Here is a 16,353-nt window from a genome sequence, read left to right on the forward strand (position 1 = left end):
GGCAAATGTGGAGGAGTCGTGACGCTCGCGGAGATGCACGAGCACGCTTTGACTCAACGCGTGCTAGCGCAGCGATGCATCTGTCCACACGTCGTTGTCGCCAACTCGCGTTCTTGTCTGACAGAGGCTCAGCCCTCCGCCACCGCGTCGGCCCAGGGCTGGAAGATCTCGGCCGCGCCGGAATTGATCTCGCCGTCGCGCATCACCACGCTCGGGCAAGCGAACTTTTGCGGCAAGGTCTGCACCGGCGCTTCCTTGTAGTCGAAGCGCGCGGCAAGCGCCTTGCGTGCATCGGCCGGCAGCCGTGTGTCGCCGAGCACGATCGCGCCTTCGCTGCAATCGATGCGGGGCTGATGGATGGCGGCATCGAGGTCCATGCTGAAATCCATCGCAAAGGACACGAGCTGCATCACCGACGGCAGGATGCGACGGCCACCGGAGGCGCCGACCGCGAGGCGCTTGCCGTCCCTGGTCTCGGCTATGACAGGCGTATAGTTGCAGAGGCAGCGCTTGCCGGGCGCGAGCGAGTTGGTGGTGCCGGGTGTCGGGTCGAACCACATGATGCCGTTATTCATGGGAATGCCGGTGTGCGGCGTCACATATTTCGAGCCGAACGATGAGAGCAGCGTCTGCGTCACCGCGGCGATGTTGCCGTCTCGGTCGACCACGGAGAAATGCGTGGTGCAGGCCGGCGCCAGATATTCGGCGCCGAGCGAGCGCTTGCCGTCGGCATCGCCCATATCCTTGAGCCGCTCGCGGAAGGCCGCCTGCAAGGCGAGCGCATATTCGACATAGGCGGCCGCATCCGGCGCGCTCGCCGGCTTCAGGCCCTGCTGCAACAGGCGCAGCGCATGCGCCATGGTCGGCCCGGCTGTGAGTTCCGGCGTCGCAAAAACCTTGCCGTCGCGATAGGGGATCGCCAGCGGCTCGCGCAAGTGGCTGCGGAATGCGGCGAGATCCTCGACCGACAGCGAGCCGCCGTCCGCCTTGACGTCGGATGCGATGCTCCTGGCCAGATCGCCCTGATAGAAGTCGCGCGGACCGGCTTCGGCGAGGTGCGAGAGTGTCGCCTTCAAAGTTTCCTGCGGCAGCCGTGTCTCGGCTTCGATGCTCCAGGGCGGGCTCGGGGGCAGGCCGTCCCTCAGAAATGCAGCCGCGCTCGCGGGGTAGCGCCGCAGATCCGCCGCCGAACCGGCGATCGTCTGTGTGGTCCACCAGTCCACCAGCAGGCCCTCGCCGGCGAGCGCCACCGCCGGAGCAACGAGGTCTTTCCACGACATCCTGGCGTGTCGACGGTGCGCCTCCTCCATGCCGGCGACGACACCTGGCACGGCGATCGCGCCGGGACCGTGAACGTTGCGATCGTCCTTCACCCGCGGCCACGGAAACAGGTCGGAAGCGACCCGGTCTCCGGTGATGGGGTAATCGGCTGCACGGATGCTCTGCGGCGCGCTCATGCCGTAGTCGATCACCTCGTAACGATTTTCCTTGGCGCGGTAGAGCACCATCACGCCGCCGCCACCGATGCCGCTGTTCCAGGGCTCCAGAACATTCAGCGCAAAGGTGGTCGCCACGACCGCGTCGACGCAATCGCCGCCCGCTGCCAGCACCTGCGCTCCCACCTCGGCCGCTCGCCGCGATTGCGAAGCGACGATGCCCCCCTTGGATTTCACGGCGGGTTTGCGGACGGTTTGATTGAGGCTGAACTGGTGAGGCATTCGTCTTGAGCTCTGGCTTGGCTTCGTTGCGCTGACGTTGGAGCTCCGCAATTGGCGGAGCGCGCGAAGAATGGCACATTGCCGGCAACGAGAACATCGAAAGGGAGACGGGACATGGCAGGTGTGAAACAGGCGCGGGATGGTACCGTCGGGATCTTGACGCTCGACGAGCCGGCAAGCCTGAACGCGATGACGCCGGACCTGCTCGGCGCGCTTGCCGCTGGGGTTGCCCAGATGACCCGGGACGAAGGCGTCCGCGCCTTGATCCTCACCGGTGAGGGGCGCGGCTTTTGCTCAGGGCAGAATTTGAAGGCAGCCGGAGCGCTGGGCGAGGACCTCGCGGCCGGCGTGATGCGCTTTTACTGGCCGGCCTTCAAGGCGTTGCGCGAATGCCGCGTGCCTGTCGTCGTTGCCGTCAACGGCGTCGCGGCCGGGGGCGGCTTCAGTCTGGCGATGGCCGGCGACATGATTGTTGCGGCGCGGTCAGCTAATTTTATTCAAGTCTTTAGCCGCATCGCGCTGGTGCCTGACCTCGGCTCGACCTGGCTGCTGCCGCGGTTGGTCGGCCGGCAGCGCGCGCTCGAACTGATGCTCTTGAACGAACCGCTCACGGCCGAGCGCGCGCAGGAGATCGGCCTGGTGCGGCAGGTCGTCGACGACGAGAAGCTGATGGAGCAGGCGTTGACGCTGGCGCGCCGTCTGGCCGATGGCCCGACCCGCGCGCTGGTCGCGACGCGCGCCCTGGTCGAGGAGAGCGAGTACACCAGCTACGAGGCGCAGTTCCGCCGCGAGATCGAGCTCCAAGCCACGATCCGCACAAGCGCCGATGCCATCGAAGGCCGCAAGGCCTTCGTCGAGAAGCGCAAGGCGAAATTTACGGGGAAGTAGGGGAGATGGAGCGGGCTACGCTCACAGCCCGCGGTTCAGCCGGCTGGCCTGATACTTGGCGTGCCATTTCGGGCCAGGGCCGCGCATGTAGTGGAGCTCGGGGCGATAGGGGTTGCCTGCGATCCGCACCAGCTTCTGCCATTTGGTGGTGACGAAGGCAAAGGGCTGGCGGAACAGGGTCAAGGACGCGAACAGCATAGCATCACCTCAATGCGGCTTGCCGAGCATGGCGGTGAAAGGGAGCTCGAAGATCTCCTCGCCGTCGTCGTCGCTGATATGGATCACCCAATCACGCCAATCCTCGGCGCCCGGCGTCTGGATCATCGAGCGCATGATCTGGGCAGCGCGGTCGCGCGCCTCGGTCAGGTTGGCGACTGCCGTGCCGTAGTGATCGATCAGCGTGCCTTCGGCATTCGAGCAGTGGAAATACATCTGAAGCATACACGCCTCCTCTGGAAAGCGATTTGGGCGGCATATCGATACCACCCGAAAGATACGAAAAATATTCGGGCCAAGCCCGGTAAGGGAATCTACGGAGATTGGTCGGCACCACGCGCCTTGCGGGTTTGATCACAGGCGGGTGATGTTCAACTGGACGGCGCCTGGCGAGCATGGAACAACCTGCGACGAAAGTCCCGGGGGGCCGCCGTGAATCATCTCACATTTCAGGTTGGACGCCGAAGCTTGCGCGTAGGTATCGTCGCCTTCGCGGCGGTCCTGCTCGGCTTTGGCTCACTGGCCGCGTCCGATCCCGTGAGGAAAAGCGGCTACGCGGTGGGATCGGAGACCTGCGGCAGTGACGATCTCGCCTTTCCCAAGGTCCAGATCGACATGAAGGCCGGCTTTTGCGCGGGCCTCGTCGCCAGCGAGGAGGACCATCTGAAATTTCCGCGGTCGATCATCCAGGTGCCCGGCCATGACTTGTTCGTGGTCGCCGACATGGGCGGCTGGGGCCATGCCGACGGCCGGCTGCTGCTGCTCGACCCCCATGCCGCCAGCGGCCAGCGGTTCAAGGAGCTCCTGACCGGGGTCGAATATCCGTTCGGCCTCGTGATCGGCCCGGACAAGAAGCTCTACGCTTCGACCGCCGAGACCATCTTCCGCTTCGATCCGCTCGCGGACAACCCGCGCGGCACGGTCGAGACCATCATCCGTCATATGCCGGGCCGCCGCATCACGCTGCCCGACGGCACCAGGCTCGACGAGAGCGCGCACCCGCTCAAGCAGTTCGTGTTCGATCGCAACGGGCGGCTGTTCGTCAATGTCGGCGCCCACAGCGACGACTGCATCACGCCGGCGCCGATCACGAGACCTTGCGCGGCAGCTGAAGGGCCTTCCGCCATGGCTGCGATCTGGCTGTTCACGCCGCCTGCAAGCGGCGTCTTCCCGGCGTTGAAGCCGAACGATCCCGATCCGCCGCACACGGTTTACGCGCGGGGCTTGCGCAATTCGATGGCGCTGGCGCTGCATCCGAACTTTCCCGACGCCGGCTACGCCTTCCTGCAAGGCGAGAACGGCCGCGATCTGCCCGATATCTTCAAGCCGAACGAGGAGATCAATGCGATCGAGCAGGGCAGGCACTATGGCTGGCCCTATTGTTTTGATCTGTCGACGCCGAGTCCCGAGTTCAGGCTCGTGCTGCAATCCGGCGTTTACAAGTCCCTTTGCACCGCGAACGCGCTCTACAAGGCACCGTTCTCGCTGCTGCCGCCGCACGGTGCGCCGCTCGCGATGCTGTATTATCACGGCGCCAAGTTTCCGGAGCTCGAAGGCAAGCTGCTGGTCGGCCTGCATGGTTATCGCCCGACCGGCGGCCGCGTCCTCATCTATGACGTCGACGACCACGGTTTCCCGAAGCCCGCGCCGGCGCCCGTGCGCTACCACGTGAGTTGTGCGGCCGATCCGACCCACAATTTTCAGACCGACGCCGGCGATGTTGGCGCCGCGCCGTTCGAGGAGTTGATCGCCGGCTGGCACCGCGTCAACGGTGCGCGGCCGCAAGGCGCGCCGGTCGGCATGACGGTCGCAGAGGACGGTGCGATCTGGCTGGTCGAGGACAAGAACCAGACGATCATCCGCATCGATCGCGCCGCGGGCGATCCACCGCCGCCGCTGCCCTGCGACACGCGCAGCCAGGCGCTGATCGACCAGATCGCCGCCCTCGTCGCCAGGGATGCGCAAAACAAGATCCGGCTGACCACGCTGCGCAAAAACTTCGTCGAAAAGCATTGCGTCGGCTGCCATTCCGATTTCGGTCTGAAGGCGGGGCAGTCGGATGCCGACAAGGACGCGACCGTGCTCCGTTTCATGCTGTCGCAGGATGGCTGGATCTATCCGGGCGATCCGGAATCCGGCAAGCTGCGCACGCGGCTGCGCGGCATTGGCGCGGAGAAGCTGATGCCGCCGGGCGGCGAGAGCCTGCCGAAGACCGAACCCGGTTATGCGGCGCTGCTTAACACCGTTGATCTGTTCGTTGCGAAGATGGTTCCGGGCACGCCGATGCGCATCAAGCTCGGCCTGCCGCAACGCAAGTTTTATGGCAAGGCGAACAAGGAATGCGGCGAAATACCGGCCGCCAAGGTCGTTGTCGTGACACAAAGGAACGCTGTAGACAAACCCGGCTTCAGCCGCTTCTTCCGGCCGGCCGATCCTTATTTGAATGGCGAGTGCAGCGACGACGATGGCTATTTCATCCGGCAGGAATTTCTGGTGCCTGTGCAGTAGCATCCTGCTCGTCGTCGCCACGCCGCTCGCCGCAGCGGAGACGAAGCTGTTCGAAAGCGTGCAGGTGACGCCGGCCAGCGAATATACGTTCGGCATCGAAGGGCCTGCCGCCGATCTCGATGGCAACCTCTTCGTCGTCAATTTCGGCAAGCCCGGCACCATCGGCCGATTGCCCGCGGGCGGTGCGGTTTCGGAGGCCTTCACGACGCTCCCCGAGGGCAGCGTCGGCAACGCCATCCGCTTCGATCGTAATGGCACGATGTTCATCGCCGACTACAAGAAGCACAACATTTTTGCGATCGCGAAAGGCGCAACAGAGCCTAGTGTCTGGTTTCACTCCGACGAGATGAACCAGCCCAACGACATCACCATCGCCCGCGACGGCACGATCTATGCGAGCGATCCGAACTGGAAGGGCCGGGAAGGCCACGTCTGGCGCATTGCGAAAGCCGCCGATGGCACGGTGCTGGGACAAATCATGTCGGCGCCGCGTGCGATGGGCACCACCAACGGCATCGATCTCAGCCCCGACGGCAACACGCTCTATGTCGGTGAGTCCAACAACGGGCAAGTCTGGTCGTACGCCATCCGCGGCAACGAGCTTACCGACGCGAAGCTCGTCAAGGCGTTCCAGCCCGACACCATCGACGGCCTGCGCACCGATGTCACCGGCCGCCTCTACGTCGCGCGCATTCTCAAGGGGACGATCGCGTTGATGAAGCCCAATGGCGCGGTCGAGCGCGAGATCGCGCTGAAGGGCAAGGAGCCGACCAACCTTGCCTTCGGCGGCAGCGACGGCAAGACCGTCTTCGTCACCCAGCGCCAGGGCGGCTTCATCGAATCCTTCCGCACTGATCAGCAGGGTCGCGAGCACTGTCTCCAGCGCGGGCGCTGCTAGGCTCGTCAAAGGTGTTCTGCTCTTGACGCAGGGCGGCGGCGCGAAGGCGGCATTCTTCTTGCTTGCATCTGGCCGCCGCAGAGATCTAGACATCTTCGGGCACCGATGAAGCATGCGACCACGGAGTGTTGAGTGAAAGCCGTCCATACCGAACTGCACCGCAGTCACGATCCTCAATTCTTCCTGGTTCGCGGCGTCGTCAAGCGCACCACCGAGCAGCCCGAGCGCGCCGACCGCCTGCTGAAGGGGCTGAAGGACGGCAAGCATCAACTGGTTGAGCCGACGACATTCGGCCAGGGCCCACGTGCACGCATTCACAGCCCGGAATATCTGTCGTTCCTGAGCGAAGCCTGGGACGCCTGGACGGCGCTTGGCGATTCCGGTCCGGAGATGATCGGCAACATTCATCCCGTGCGCCATGCCGCGACCTATCCGACGCACATCGTCGGCAAGCTCGGCTGGCACACCGCCGATACTGCCGCACCGATCGGCCCGGGCACCTGGGCCGCGGCCTGCGCCGCGACAGACGTCGCGGTCACGGCCGCGCAGATGGTGATGGACGGCGAGGACGCGACCTACGCGCTGTGCCGTCCGCCTGGTCATCACGCCTATCGCGACATGGCCGGCGGCTTCTGCTTCCTCAACAACAGCGCGATTGCCGCGGCGCATCTGCGGCTCAAGCATGAGCGCGTCGTCATCCTCGACGTCGACGTTCATCACGGCAACGGCACGCAAGGCATCTTCTACGCGCGACCGGACGTCTACACGGTCTCGATCCACGCCGATCCGGTCGCGTATTATCCCTATGTATGGGGCTATGCGCATGAGCGCGGCGAAGGTCCAGGCCTCGGCACCAATCTCAACATCCCGCTGGCGATCGGCACCGGCGATGACGGCTACATCCAGGCGATGGATATCGCGCGCAGGGCGATCGAATCCTTCGCGCCCGGTGTGCTCGTGATCGCGCTCGGCTTGGACGCCTCCGAGCACGATCCGTTGAAGGGCCTCGCCGTCACCACGCCGGGCTTCCGCCGCATCGGCCAGGCCATCGCGAAAATGGGCCTGCCGACGGTCTTCGTGCAGGAGGGAGGCTATCTCTCGGATATCCTGGGCGCCAACCTGACGTCAGTGCTGGCAGGATTCGAAGAGGCGCGGTGAGATATCTACCTCTCCCCGCTTGCGGGGAGAGGTCGGATCGCTCTTGCGATCCGGGTGAGGGGGTACAGGTCTATCGACAGTCTCGCGTGGGGAGAGAGGCCCCTCACCCCGACCCTCTCCCCGTAAGAACGGGGCGAGGGAGAACCGGCACCTTCAAAACATCCCGCTCGCCTTCAGCGCCTTGCAGACGTGCTGCATCTCGGTCTCGTCCGCGACCATGTCGAGCATGACCGTGGTCAGGCCCTTCGCCGCAAATTCCTTCAGCTTCGCGCCGATCTCGGCATAGCTGCCGACGAGGTAGGGGCAGTCGGCCTGGAAGGTGAGATACGGCAGCAGCCAATAGCCATTGTCCTGGAGCTCTCCGCTCTGGCCTTCATACAGGCGCCGCTTCCAGACGGAATCGGAGTTCTCCACCGTGAGCGCGAGCAGCTCGCGGTCATCAGGGTTGTCGCGGAAGCGGGCCTTCGCCGCCTGCCGCGCCTCCTCGCGGTGCTCGCGCGCGAAGATGCCGAAATTCATTCCGGGGGCGTTGAGACCGCGATCGAGGTCGGGCGGCAGCATCTGCATCTTGATGCATCCGGTCTCCGCTGCGACGCGCTGCGCCGCCTCCGACTGGCCTGCGATCAGGAATTCCGGCATCAGCTCGGCCGGCAGGCGCGGCAGGAGTTGCAGATTGCTGACGCGATAGAACCGGCCCTCGAGATTGACAGGGCGCGGGCTCGCGAGCAGCTGGCGCATCAGCGCAACGAACTCGCCGAGCCGGACATAGCGGTCGGCATGCGACTGCTCATCGCCCAGCCCCTGCAAATCGCTGATCGCGGTTCCCGTGATCATGTTGAGATAGATTTTGCGGCCGTAGAGCTGCGCAAAGGACGACACGAACTTCGCCGCCGTGAACGGGTGCATGTAGACCGGATTGACGGCAATCAGCGGCGAAGATCGCGTCGTCGCCGCCAGGATGTGCTGGGCCATCGCCCAGGGCTCGACGAAGACGTCGTTGCCTTCGAACAGCAGAATGCCTTCGAAGCCGTTGCGGTCGGCGAACTCCGCAACCCGCATCAGCTCGCCGACATATTTTTGGGGATCGCGGTTGCGCGAAATCGCGGGAAAGAGGCGCAGCCGCGCCGGCATCATTCCGCCGCTTCCTGGAGCGGCCAGGCGTTGCGGGTGATGCGAAGGCCGCCGGCCGCGCGCGAGCCGTCGGCGATCGCCAGGCGATGCGACGGCGAGGGCGAGCACAGCGAGAAGCGCCAGCCCGCGGGATCGTCGGAGATATCGGGCTTGAAGCGGATCTCGATCGCCTCGCGCGACACCTGCATCGCGAACGCGTCGAGCGGCAGGTTGAGCCCAAAACCCCTGGCTTTCAGATAGGCTTCCTTCAGCGTCCAATAGTCGAAGAAGCGCTCGATCGCGGCCGGCTCCGGCAGTCCGCGCAGCGTCTCGACTTCCTCCGGCGCAAAGAAGCGAAGCGCGGTGGAAAGTGGTGCGACGCGGCGCGACACGGTCTCGACGTCGACGCCGACGGTCTCGTGCTTCGACACGACGCAGGCCACGCAGCCGTCGGCATGGGACAGGTTGAAATGCAGTGCCGTCGACGTCGCAGGCGCCGCGATAAAGGGCCGTCCGTAGCGGCCGGTCGAAAACGACCAGTCGGTCGGTTCGACCTCGGGGGCCGCGTGCGAGAGCGCCATGCGCAACATCGCGTGCGCGAAGATATATTGCCGCTGATGCCGCTCGAACATGAAGCGGTCGGCGCGTATCCGTTCGTCGACCGAGAGCAGTCGCCGGCACGCCTCGACCGCGCCCGGCGTGTCGATGCTCTCGATCAGTCCGACAAACAGTTCAATTTCGTCGTCTGCCATCAATTGGGCCCATAGCGTCAGGCGGAGGCCAAATCCGGCCCTGACCGAAGAATCAACCGAACAGGAAGTAACTGAGCAGACCGCTTCTAGCGGCCCACCCAGGCAAATTCTTGTCGATTGCTGGCCGGTTTACAGGCGCAAGCTTGTGCGAGACCCCAACTCGACGAGCGAGCGGCCAAAATTTGGAAATGAAATTCAAGATTCGTGCGGCGTCCCGGCCGACGAGTCTTACTTTTTCTTCTTGGCCTTCTTGCCAAGCATCGAAAGGCTGGCGTCGACGTCCTTCAGCGCGGACTGGAGCTTCTTCTTCTCATCGGAGAGAAGCCTTTGCAGGGCCTTCCGGTCCTTGTCGCTCAGCGAGGTACCCTTGGTAAATTTGATGAAACCCATAATGACACTCCCCCGGTTGAAAATAATCGTCCAAATCAAAAACGCGGGAATAATCTTGCGCGGCAAGTGCCAAAGAATCAAGATGCAACTTGATCATTCACAGCTTCGGCGAGCGAACCCACGTTCGGCGTGGGCTAACAGCCGGTCATGCCGCCCGGCGGGCGAGCAACCTGTCGAGCGGCGTGTTGGGCTGGGTCATGGCCGCCGCCAGCAGCGCGACGAGATCCTCCATCCACGCGCCGACCATGGCGCCGTCGAGCAGCTCGCCCTTGTAGTTGCACGAGCCTGTGATCCCGGTCGGGCGCTCCTTGAGCATCAGCGAGAGCCAGGTCTGGTCGACCGGCAGCACCGGCTGGCCCTCGCGCGCGACATTTCCGATCGATCGCACCGCGACATCGGGCAGGTCGAGCGGCTGGCGCAGCGGATTTTGCAGAGTGAAATAGACCTGGAGCAGCGAAGCCGGGTCGATGCCCTCCTGCTCAAGATGGTCGGCCAGAATGTTGAACGGCAGCTCCTGCCGGGCATGCGCCTCGAGCACGCTTTGGCGCACACGGCCCAAGGCCTGCGTGAACGACAGATCCGGCGTGATTCGGCTGCGGACGATCACCGTGTTCTCGAACGGACCCACGATCCCCTCGGTGTCCGGCTGGGCGCGATTGGCCATGGCGGTCGCGACCGAGATGTCCATGCGTCCGGTCCGCGCCAGCAGCAGGGCCTTGAGGCCGGTGAGCAGGCACATGAATAGAGTGGCGTTGTGCTGGCGCGCATAGGCGGTGAGCCGGGCAACCAGGTCGCGCTCCAGGCTGAGCGGATGATGGCCGGTCGACGCGCCCGGCCGTGCTTCGCCGTCAAACAGGGGCGCTGAACCGCGCAAAGTTTCGGTCCAGTCGGCGGCCTGGCGGCGGGCCGCCTCGGTGCCGCACCACCAGCGCTGCCAGCGTGCGACGTCGGAGAACGCCGGCGGCATTTTTGGCAAGGGCGCCGACGGATGGCCTGCTAGCGCGGCGTAGCGGTTGGACAGTTCCTCGAACAGCACGCCGATCGACCAGCCATCGGCAATGGCATGATGCAGCGTCAGCAGCAGGATGTGGTCCTCGGCGTGCAGCCGCAGCAGCCGTGCCCGTAGCAGCGGGGCGCGGGCGGCGTCGACCGGGGTATAGGTCTCCTGCGAGATCAGGAGCTCGATCTTCCTGAGCTCGAGCGCCTTGCGGCGCTTGTTGTTGTGAGGCCGCCCGTCGCCGATGGTCTCGACGGTCAGGACCGGACCGAGCGCGGCGGGTGCGATGATGCGGCTGGCCGGCTCCTTGCCGTTCCAGCCGAACGCCGTGCGCAGCGATTCGTGGCGGCGCGCGATATCGTCGATGGCCTGTGCCAGCGTACGCGGATCGATCGGGCCTTCGAGGTGGAAAGCGAAGGGCAGGTTGAACAGCGGCAGATCGGGCAGGTTCTGCTCGATTCGCATCATCTGATCCTGCGCGATCGACAGCGTGGGCGGCCCGTTGTCGGCCAGGCGTGGCAACCCGGCTGCGGGCTTTTGCGGTTTCGTGGCCACGGCCTCGTCGACCCGTCGGGCGAGCTCCTCGATCGTCGGCGCCTCGAAGATGGTCTTGATCGGAAGCGACACCCCGAGCGCACGGGCCACGCGCGCCATTGCCTGGCCGGCCAGCAGCGAATGGCCGCCGAGGTCGAAGAAATTGTCGGTGACGCCGAGGCTCTCGACCTTCAGCAGATCGATCCAGATATCGGACAGCACCTTTTCGGTGAAGCGGCGGGCCGGCACGGCGGCTTCCGCCTCCGCGCTCTCCTGCTGCGCGGGCGCCAGCAGGGCGGAGCGATCGAGCTTGCCATGGGCATTGAGCGGAACCTGATCCAGGAACAGGAAGGCCGACGGGATCGCATGAACAGGCAGCCGGCTCTTGAGGAAGTCGCGCAGCTCGCTGGCGCTGATCTGGCTGCCGGCCTTGGCAACGACATGGGCGATCAGTCTGACATCGCCACTAGCATCGCGGCGCGGCTCGACGATGCCGGCGCGGAGGCTTGCGTGGTCGCCAAGCGCAGCCTCGATCTCCTTGAGCTCGATGCGATAGCCGCGGACCTTGACCTGAAGGTCGGCGCGGCCGAGGCATTCGATCGTCCCGTCGGCGCGGCGGCGCGCGAGGTCGCCGGTGCGGTACAGCCGCGCGCCTTGCTGGCGCGCGAACGGATCGGGGATGAAGCGCTGCCGGCTTTGCGCGGGATCGTTGACATAGCCGCGGCCGACGCCGGCGCCACCGATGCAGAGTTCGCCGACCACGCCGATCGGCTGCGGCTCCAGATTCGGATCGAGCACATAGAGCTGGGTGTTGGGTAGCGGTGTGCCGACCGGGACATTGCTCGTCGTCGTGTCTGGCGCCCTGGTCAGCCGGTGCAGGGAGACGTCGTCAGAACATTCCGAGGCGCCGTAGGCGTTGATCAGCGGCACTTTCGGGCAGCGGGCAAACCAGGCGCGGCAGAGCTCGATCGGCAGCGGCTCGCCGGTCGAGATCAAGAGCCGCAGCCTCGCAAAGGCGCGCAGCATCGGCGCCTCGTCGAGGCGTTCGAGGATCACGCGAAGCAGCGAGGGGACGATCTCAAGCACCGTGATGCCCTCGCGTTCGATCTCCCGCGCCAGCAGCATCGGGTCCTGCACGACCGAATTGCCGCAGACATGGACGCGTGCGCCGACCATCGGAGCGGCGAGGAATTGCCAGACCGAGATCACAAAGCTCTGCGGTGCGGTCTGCGCGATCACGTCCTTGCTCGTGAGGCCGAGCTCGGCGATGAGCGAGGCCAGATGGTTCGACAGCCCGCGCTGCTCGATCATGACCCCCTTCGGCGCGCCGGAAGAGCCAGACGTATAGATGAGGTAGGCAAGGCTCGCGCTTGCTCGCCGCGCCGCACGGGCGGGCTTGGTCGATTCCAGCGCGATTGCGTCCTCGAACTCGGCGACCTGGACGCGCGCGACCAGCGGCTCGAGCAGCGCGTCGACCATGGCGGATTGAGCGCGCCCTGTCAGCAGCACGTTGGCGCAGCTTGATCCGAGGATGGTTGAGAGTCTCGCCGGTGGCTGCTCGGGATCGAGGTTGAGGAAGGCCGCGCCCGCGCGTTGCACCGCGATCATCGCCGCGAGCAGGTCGGGCCCGCGATCGGCAAGCAGCGCGACCACAGTCTCCGCACCGACCCCTTCGCGCGTGAGCCAGCGCGCAATCGCCTGGCTGCGGCGCGCCAGTTCACGATAGCTCAGGGACAGACGTCCGTCGGATATCGCCACGGCGTTCGGCGTCTTCTTCGCCTGCCGCTCGAAGCGTTCGCAGAGATTGCCCCGCGTGGTGAAATTGGCCGGCCGGCCTTTCGTCGGCAGCAGCCGGCGTTCGGCGTCGGTGAGCAGCGGCAGACGCGAGATGCGATGCTCGGGATTGGCGATGGCGGCCTTGAGCAGAATCTTGAACTGATGCGCCATGCCCTCGATCGTCACCGCGTCGAACAGATCGGTGGCGTATTCGAAGAAGCCGGTGAAGCGGCCTTCGGCCTCGACCAGCTCGAGCGTGATGTCGAAGCGCGCGACTTCCGGGTCGATCTCCAGTCGCCGCGTCGACAGGCCGGGGAAGCGCGCGGCCTCGATCGATGCATTCTGGAGGATGAACATGATCCGGAACAGCGGATTGCCGTCCGTCCTTCGCGCGATCTGCAACGCGCGCAGGACCTCCTCGATCGGAAGGTCCTGGTTGCGATAGGCATCGAGCGTGACCTGGCGCACCCGCCGCAGCACCTCGCCGAAGGTCGGGTCGCCCCCGAAATCGTTGCGCAGGATCAGCGTGTTCGCAAACAGTCCGATCAGCCGCTCACTCTCGATCTGGTTACGGTTTGCGATCAGCGAGCCCGTCGCGACATCCTCGTGCCCGGTATGGCGGAACAGCAGGCACTGGAACACCGCGAGCAGTGTCATGAACGGCGTCACGCCGTGGTCCTGGCTCAGCGCGCGAATGTCGGCCGAAAGGGTTTTTGAGAATTCGAAATAGTGACGGGCGCCGTGACCGCTCCAGATCTCCGGCCGCGGACGGTCGGTCCGCAGCGGCAGCGTGGTGATGCCGTCGAGCTGCGCCCGCCAATAGTCGAGCTGCTCCTTCGCCACTGGTGTCCGCGCCCAGCTCTGCTGCCAGCGCGCAAAGTCGCGATATTGGAGGCCGGGCGAGGGCGGCATCGGCGCGCTCGCCTTGCGCGCGGCGGAGTATCCGGCGGCGAGCGCCTCCCAGAACAGCCGCTGTGACCAGCCATCGGTGACGAGGTGATGGGCGTTGACCACCAGCGCATGGCTGGACTTGTCGAACGAAAGCAGCGTGACCTTCAGCGGTGGCTCGCGGCCGAGATCGAACGGATATTGCGCGAGCTTGAGCGCCTCGCGCCTGACGACCGCAGCTCGGCGGTGCGGAGGGCAGGGTCTTAGCTTGATCCGCTCAAACCGCGTCGGTGCCTCAAGCGCGCGCTGCACAGGTTCGCCCTCGCGCTCGACGAAGACCGAGCGCAGCGCCTCATGGCGCGCGCAGATCGCAGCGAGGCTCGCCTGCAGCGCAGTGACCTCGATCTCGCCCTTGAGCAGCGCGACCTCGACCACATTATAATTGTAGCGCGTCGGATCGAGCCGCGAGAGCACATACATCCGCTGCTGCTGGAACGACAGCGGCGCGTCCCCTGCGGAAGCCTCCGGGCGCCATGCCGGCAGCGTCGGATCGCGATGGGCTGTGGTCTCGAGCCGGGCCGCAAGAGCACCGACCGTGGCGCAATCAAAAATGTCCTCAAACGAGAAGTCGACGTTGAAGCGCTCGCGCAGGCGCGAACGCATCTGCGTGACCGCGAGCGAGTCCGCGCCGAGTGCAAAGACGTCCTGATCGACGCCTACTCTCGGAAGCTCCAAAAGATTGGCCCAGATCTCCGCGAGCTGGGTCTCCAGCGCATTGCGCGGCAGCTGCGTCTCGTCGTCATCATGGGACGCTGAAATCAGCTCGGTCAGCGCGTTGCGCTTGACCTTGCCGCTGGCACCTTTTGGCAGCGCCGTCACACTGCGGATCAGGCTCGGCACCTTGTAGGCGGCGAGACGTTTACGCGCAAACTGGCGCAGTTGGTCGGAAGTCGCCTCGGAGTTTTCCCGCAGCACCACGACTGCGGCGACGTTCTCGCCGAGTTTTGCGTGGGGAATGGCGAAGACACCGGCTTCCAGCACTGCCGGGTGGGCCAGCAGCACCTCTTCCACCTCCAGCGGGGACACCTTCTGGCCGCCGCGATTGATCACGTCCTTGATGCGGCCAACGATGAAGAGATAGCCGTCGGTATCGAGATAGCCGAGATCGCCGGTCCGGAACCAGCCGTCGCGAAACGCGGCCTGCGTCGCCGCCTCGTCATTATAATAGCCGCGGCTCATGTTCGGTCCGCGCAGCATGATCTCGCCACGCTCGCCGCTTGCAAGCAAGCGGCCGGTCTCGTCCATGATGACGATCTCGGGACCTGCGGCGCGGCCGACCGATCCGATCTTGCGCAACTCGAACGGATTGGCGGCAATCTGCGAGGCCGCTTCCGTCATGCCGTAGGTTTCCAGCACGGGCACGCCGAACATCGTCTCCAGCCCGTTGAGGATCGCGGGCGCAAGCGAGGACGAGGCCGAGCGGATCACGCGCAGCGATGACGCGCGGGCGCGCTCCGGGTTGGCTTCCGCGGCCGTCAGCAGCGCGCGATGAATGGTCGGCACCGCCGTGTACCAGGTCGGCCGCAGATCCCGCATCCAGCCGAAGAAGGACGGTGCGTCGAAACCGCCGGTCGCGATCACGCTGGAGCCCGCTGCGAGCGCAGTCAGGAGACCGGAGATCAGGCCATGGGCGTGAAACAGCGGCAGGGCATTCAGCAGGCGATCGTGCGATCTGAGCGACAGCACGCGGCCGGCATTTTGTGCGGAGAGACATACATTGCGATGTGTCAGCGGGACCATTTTCGGCCGCGCCGCCGTGCCCGATGTCAGGAGGATGAAGGCATCATCCTCGGCATTCGCGGCGCCGCTTGTGCTCGCCGGACCGACCGTCGGGCCGATGAACTCACAGCCGCCGAGATCCGTCTCAGGCCCCGGAACGAAGTCGATCACCGCGACGTCGAGCGCCCTGGCGACGTCACGACTTGGTGAGTTCATATCGGCCCGGGTGACCAGCGCCGTCAGCTTCAATTCGCTGAAATAGCGTTGCAGTTCATCCGCCGTCAGGTCCGGGTTGACCGGGACGCAGGCACAGCTTGATGCGACCGCGATGAGAGCCAGCGCGCTGTCGGCACCGCGCGGCAGTGCAACAGCTATGCGGTCGCCAGGTGCAATGCCGAGCCCGCGCAGCGTTTGGACGAGATGCGCGATCCTCGCGCCGAGCGCGCCATAAGTCAGCGGCGGCCGGCCGGGGGCGAGCAGGGCGGGCGCCGCCGGCGTCGTTCGCGCGTGGAAGGCGAGAAGGCTGCCGATATGGACAAACGTATGCGTTTCGGCGCCCACATCTGCCGATCCCTCTCCCGTCCCGGATGCAATCTCCGACAACGCCATTCCCTTTTGATCTGATTGGGCTATTCTTCCCAAGAGTTAGGGAACGCGTCCAGTCTGAGGTGAAGTTTTGGGCCCAAAATCTGTGGTTGAGGGACCTTAAGCCCTTCGGCGGGGAGAGTGTCGGGGCGGGAT

General features: G+C 65.2%; 11 protein-coding genes. 4 read left to right on the forward strand and 7 right to left on the reverse strand.

Translation table 11 applies throughout. The features are described 5' to 3' along the window. Positions 1-128: 128 nt before the first annotated feature. Positions 129-1,718, reverse strand: a complete 1,590-nt coding sequence (locus tag ACLFLU_RS09965) for a gamma-glutamyltransferase family protein (protein WP_426412016.1) — start codon at positions 1,716-1,718, stop codon at positions 129-131. A 114-nt stretch (positions 1,719-1,832) separates the two neighbouring features. On the opposite strand from ACLFLU_RS09965, the gene ACLFLU_RS09970 reads away from it, so the two are divergent. After that, positions 1,833-2,606, forward strand: a complete 774-nt coding sequence (locus ACLFLU_RS09970; RefSeq protein ID WP_426412017.1) for an enoyl-CoA hydratase-related protein — start codon at positions 1,833-1,835, stop codon at positions 2,604-2,606. 21 nt (positions 2,607-2,627) lie between these two features. Here ACLFLU_RS09970 and ACLFLU_RS09975 read toward each other — a convergent pair whose 3' ends face one another. Beyond that, positions 2,628-2,804 carry a hypothetical protein gene (locus tag ACLFLU_RS09975; RefSeq protein WP_426412018.1) on the reverse strand — a complete coding sequence of 59 codons (177 nt, stop codon included), beginning with the start codon at positions 2,802-2,804 and terminating at the stop codon, positions 2,628-2,630. Positions 2,805-2,813: 9 nt separating this feature from the next. Beyond that, a complete protein-coding gene (locus ACLFLU_RS09980; protein ID WP_426412019.1) occupies positions 2,814-3,047 on the reverse strand; it encodes a DUF6894 family protein in 234 nt (77 codons plus the stop codon). Between the two features lie 207 nt (positions 3,048-3,254). On the opposite strand from ACLFLU_RS09980, the gene ACLFLU_RS09985 reads away from it, so the two are divergent. The 3 genes from ACLFLU_RS09985 (at position 3,255) to ACLFLU_RS09995 (ending at position 7,386) form a co-directional block, all read left to right on the forward strand. Then, positions 3,255-5,330: a PQQ-dependent sugar dehydrogenase gene (locus ACLFLU_RS09985; protein WP_426412020.1), complete on the forward strand. Its 2,076-nt coding sequence runs from the start codon at positions 3,255-3,257 to the stop codon at positions 5,328-5,330. Next, positions 5,287-6,228, forward strand: coding sequence for an SMP-30/gluconolactonase/LRE family protein (locus ACLFLU_RS09990; RefSeq protein ID WP_426412021.1), 942 nt, complete (start codon positions 5,287-5,289; stop codon positions 6,226-6,228). Before ACLFLU_RS09985 ends, ACLFLU_RS09990 begins: the two co-directional genes overlap by 44 nt. Positions 6,229-6,360: 132 nt before the next feature. Beyond that, positions 6,361-7,386, forward strand: coding sequence for a histone deacetylase family protein (locus ACLFLU_RS09995; RefSeq protein WP_426412022.1), 1,026 nt, complete (start codon positions 6,361-6,363; stop codon positions 7,384-7,386). Between the two features lie 153 nt (positions 7,387-7,539). Here the strand turns inward: ACLFLU_RS09995 and ACLFLU_RS10000 are convergent, their stop codons facing one another. From ACLFLU_RS10000 to ACLFLU_RS10015, 4 genes are all read right to left on the reverse strand, one after another. Continuing rightward, entirely contained in the window at positions 7,540-8,520 is a 981-nt protein-coding gene (locus ACLFLU_RS10000; RefSeq protein ID WP_426412023.1) for an LLM class flavin-dependent oxidoreductase, read from the reverse strand. Continuing rightward, the gene (locus ACLFLU_RS10005) at positions 8,517-9,248 is read right to left on the reverse strand and encodes a 4'-phosphopantetheinyl transferase family protein (RefSeq protein ID WP_426412024.1); all 732 of its coding nucleotides are present in this window, start codon (positions 9,246-9,248) and stop codon (positions 8,517-8,519) included. Before ACLFLU_RS10005 ends, ACLFLU_RS10000 begins: the two co-directional genes overlap by 4 nt. A gap of 228 nt (positions 9,249-9,476) precedes the next feature. Further along, positions 9,477-9,638, reverse strand: a complete 162-nt coding sequence (locus tag ACLFLU_RS10010) for a hypothetical protein (protein WP_426412025.1) — start codon at positions 9,636-9,638, stop codon at positions 9,477-9,479. Between the two features lie 145 nt (positions 9,639-9,783). Next, positions 9,784-16,221 (reverse strand): amino acid adenylation domain-containing protein, encoded by a 6,438-nt coding sequence (locus ACLFLU_RS10015; protein WP_426412026.1) that lies wholly within the window; start codon positions 16,219-16,221, stop codon positions 9,784-9,786. Between the last annotated feature and the right edge of the window lie 132 nt (positions 16,222-16,353).

The organism is Bradyrhizobium ganzhouense (assembly GCF_049949285.1).
In the GTDB taxonomy this organism is placed as follows: domain Bacteria; phylum Pseudomonadota; class Alphaproteobacteria; order Rhizobiales; family Xanthobacteraceae; genus Bradyrhizobium; species Bradyrhizobium ganzhouense.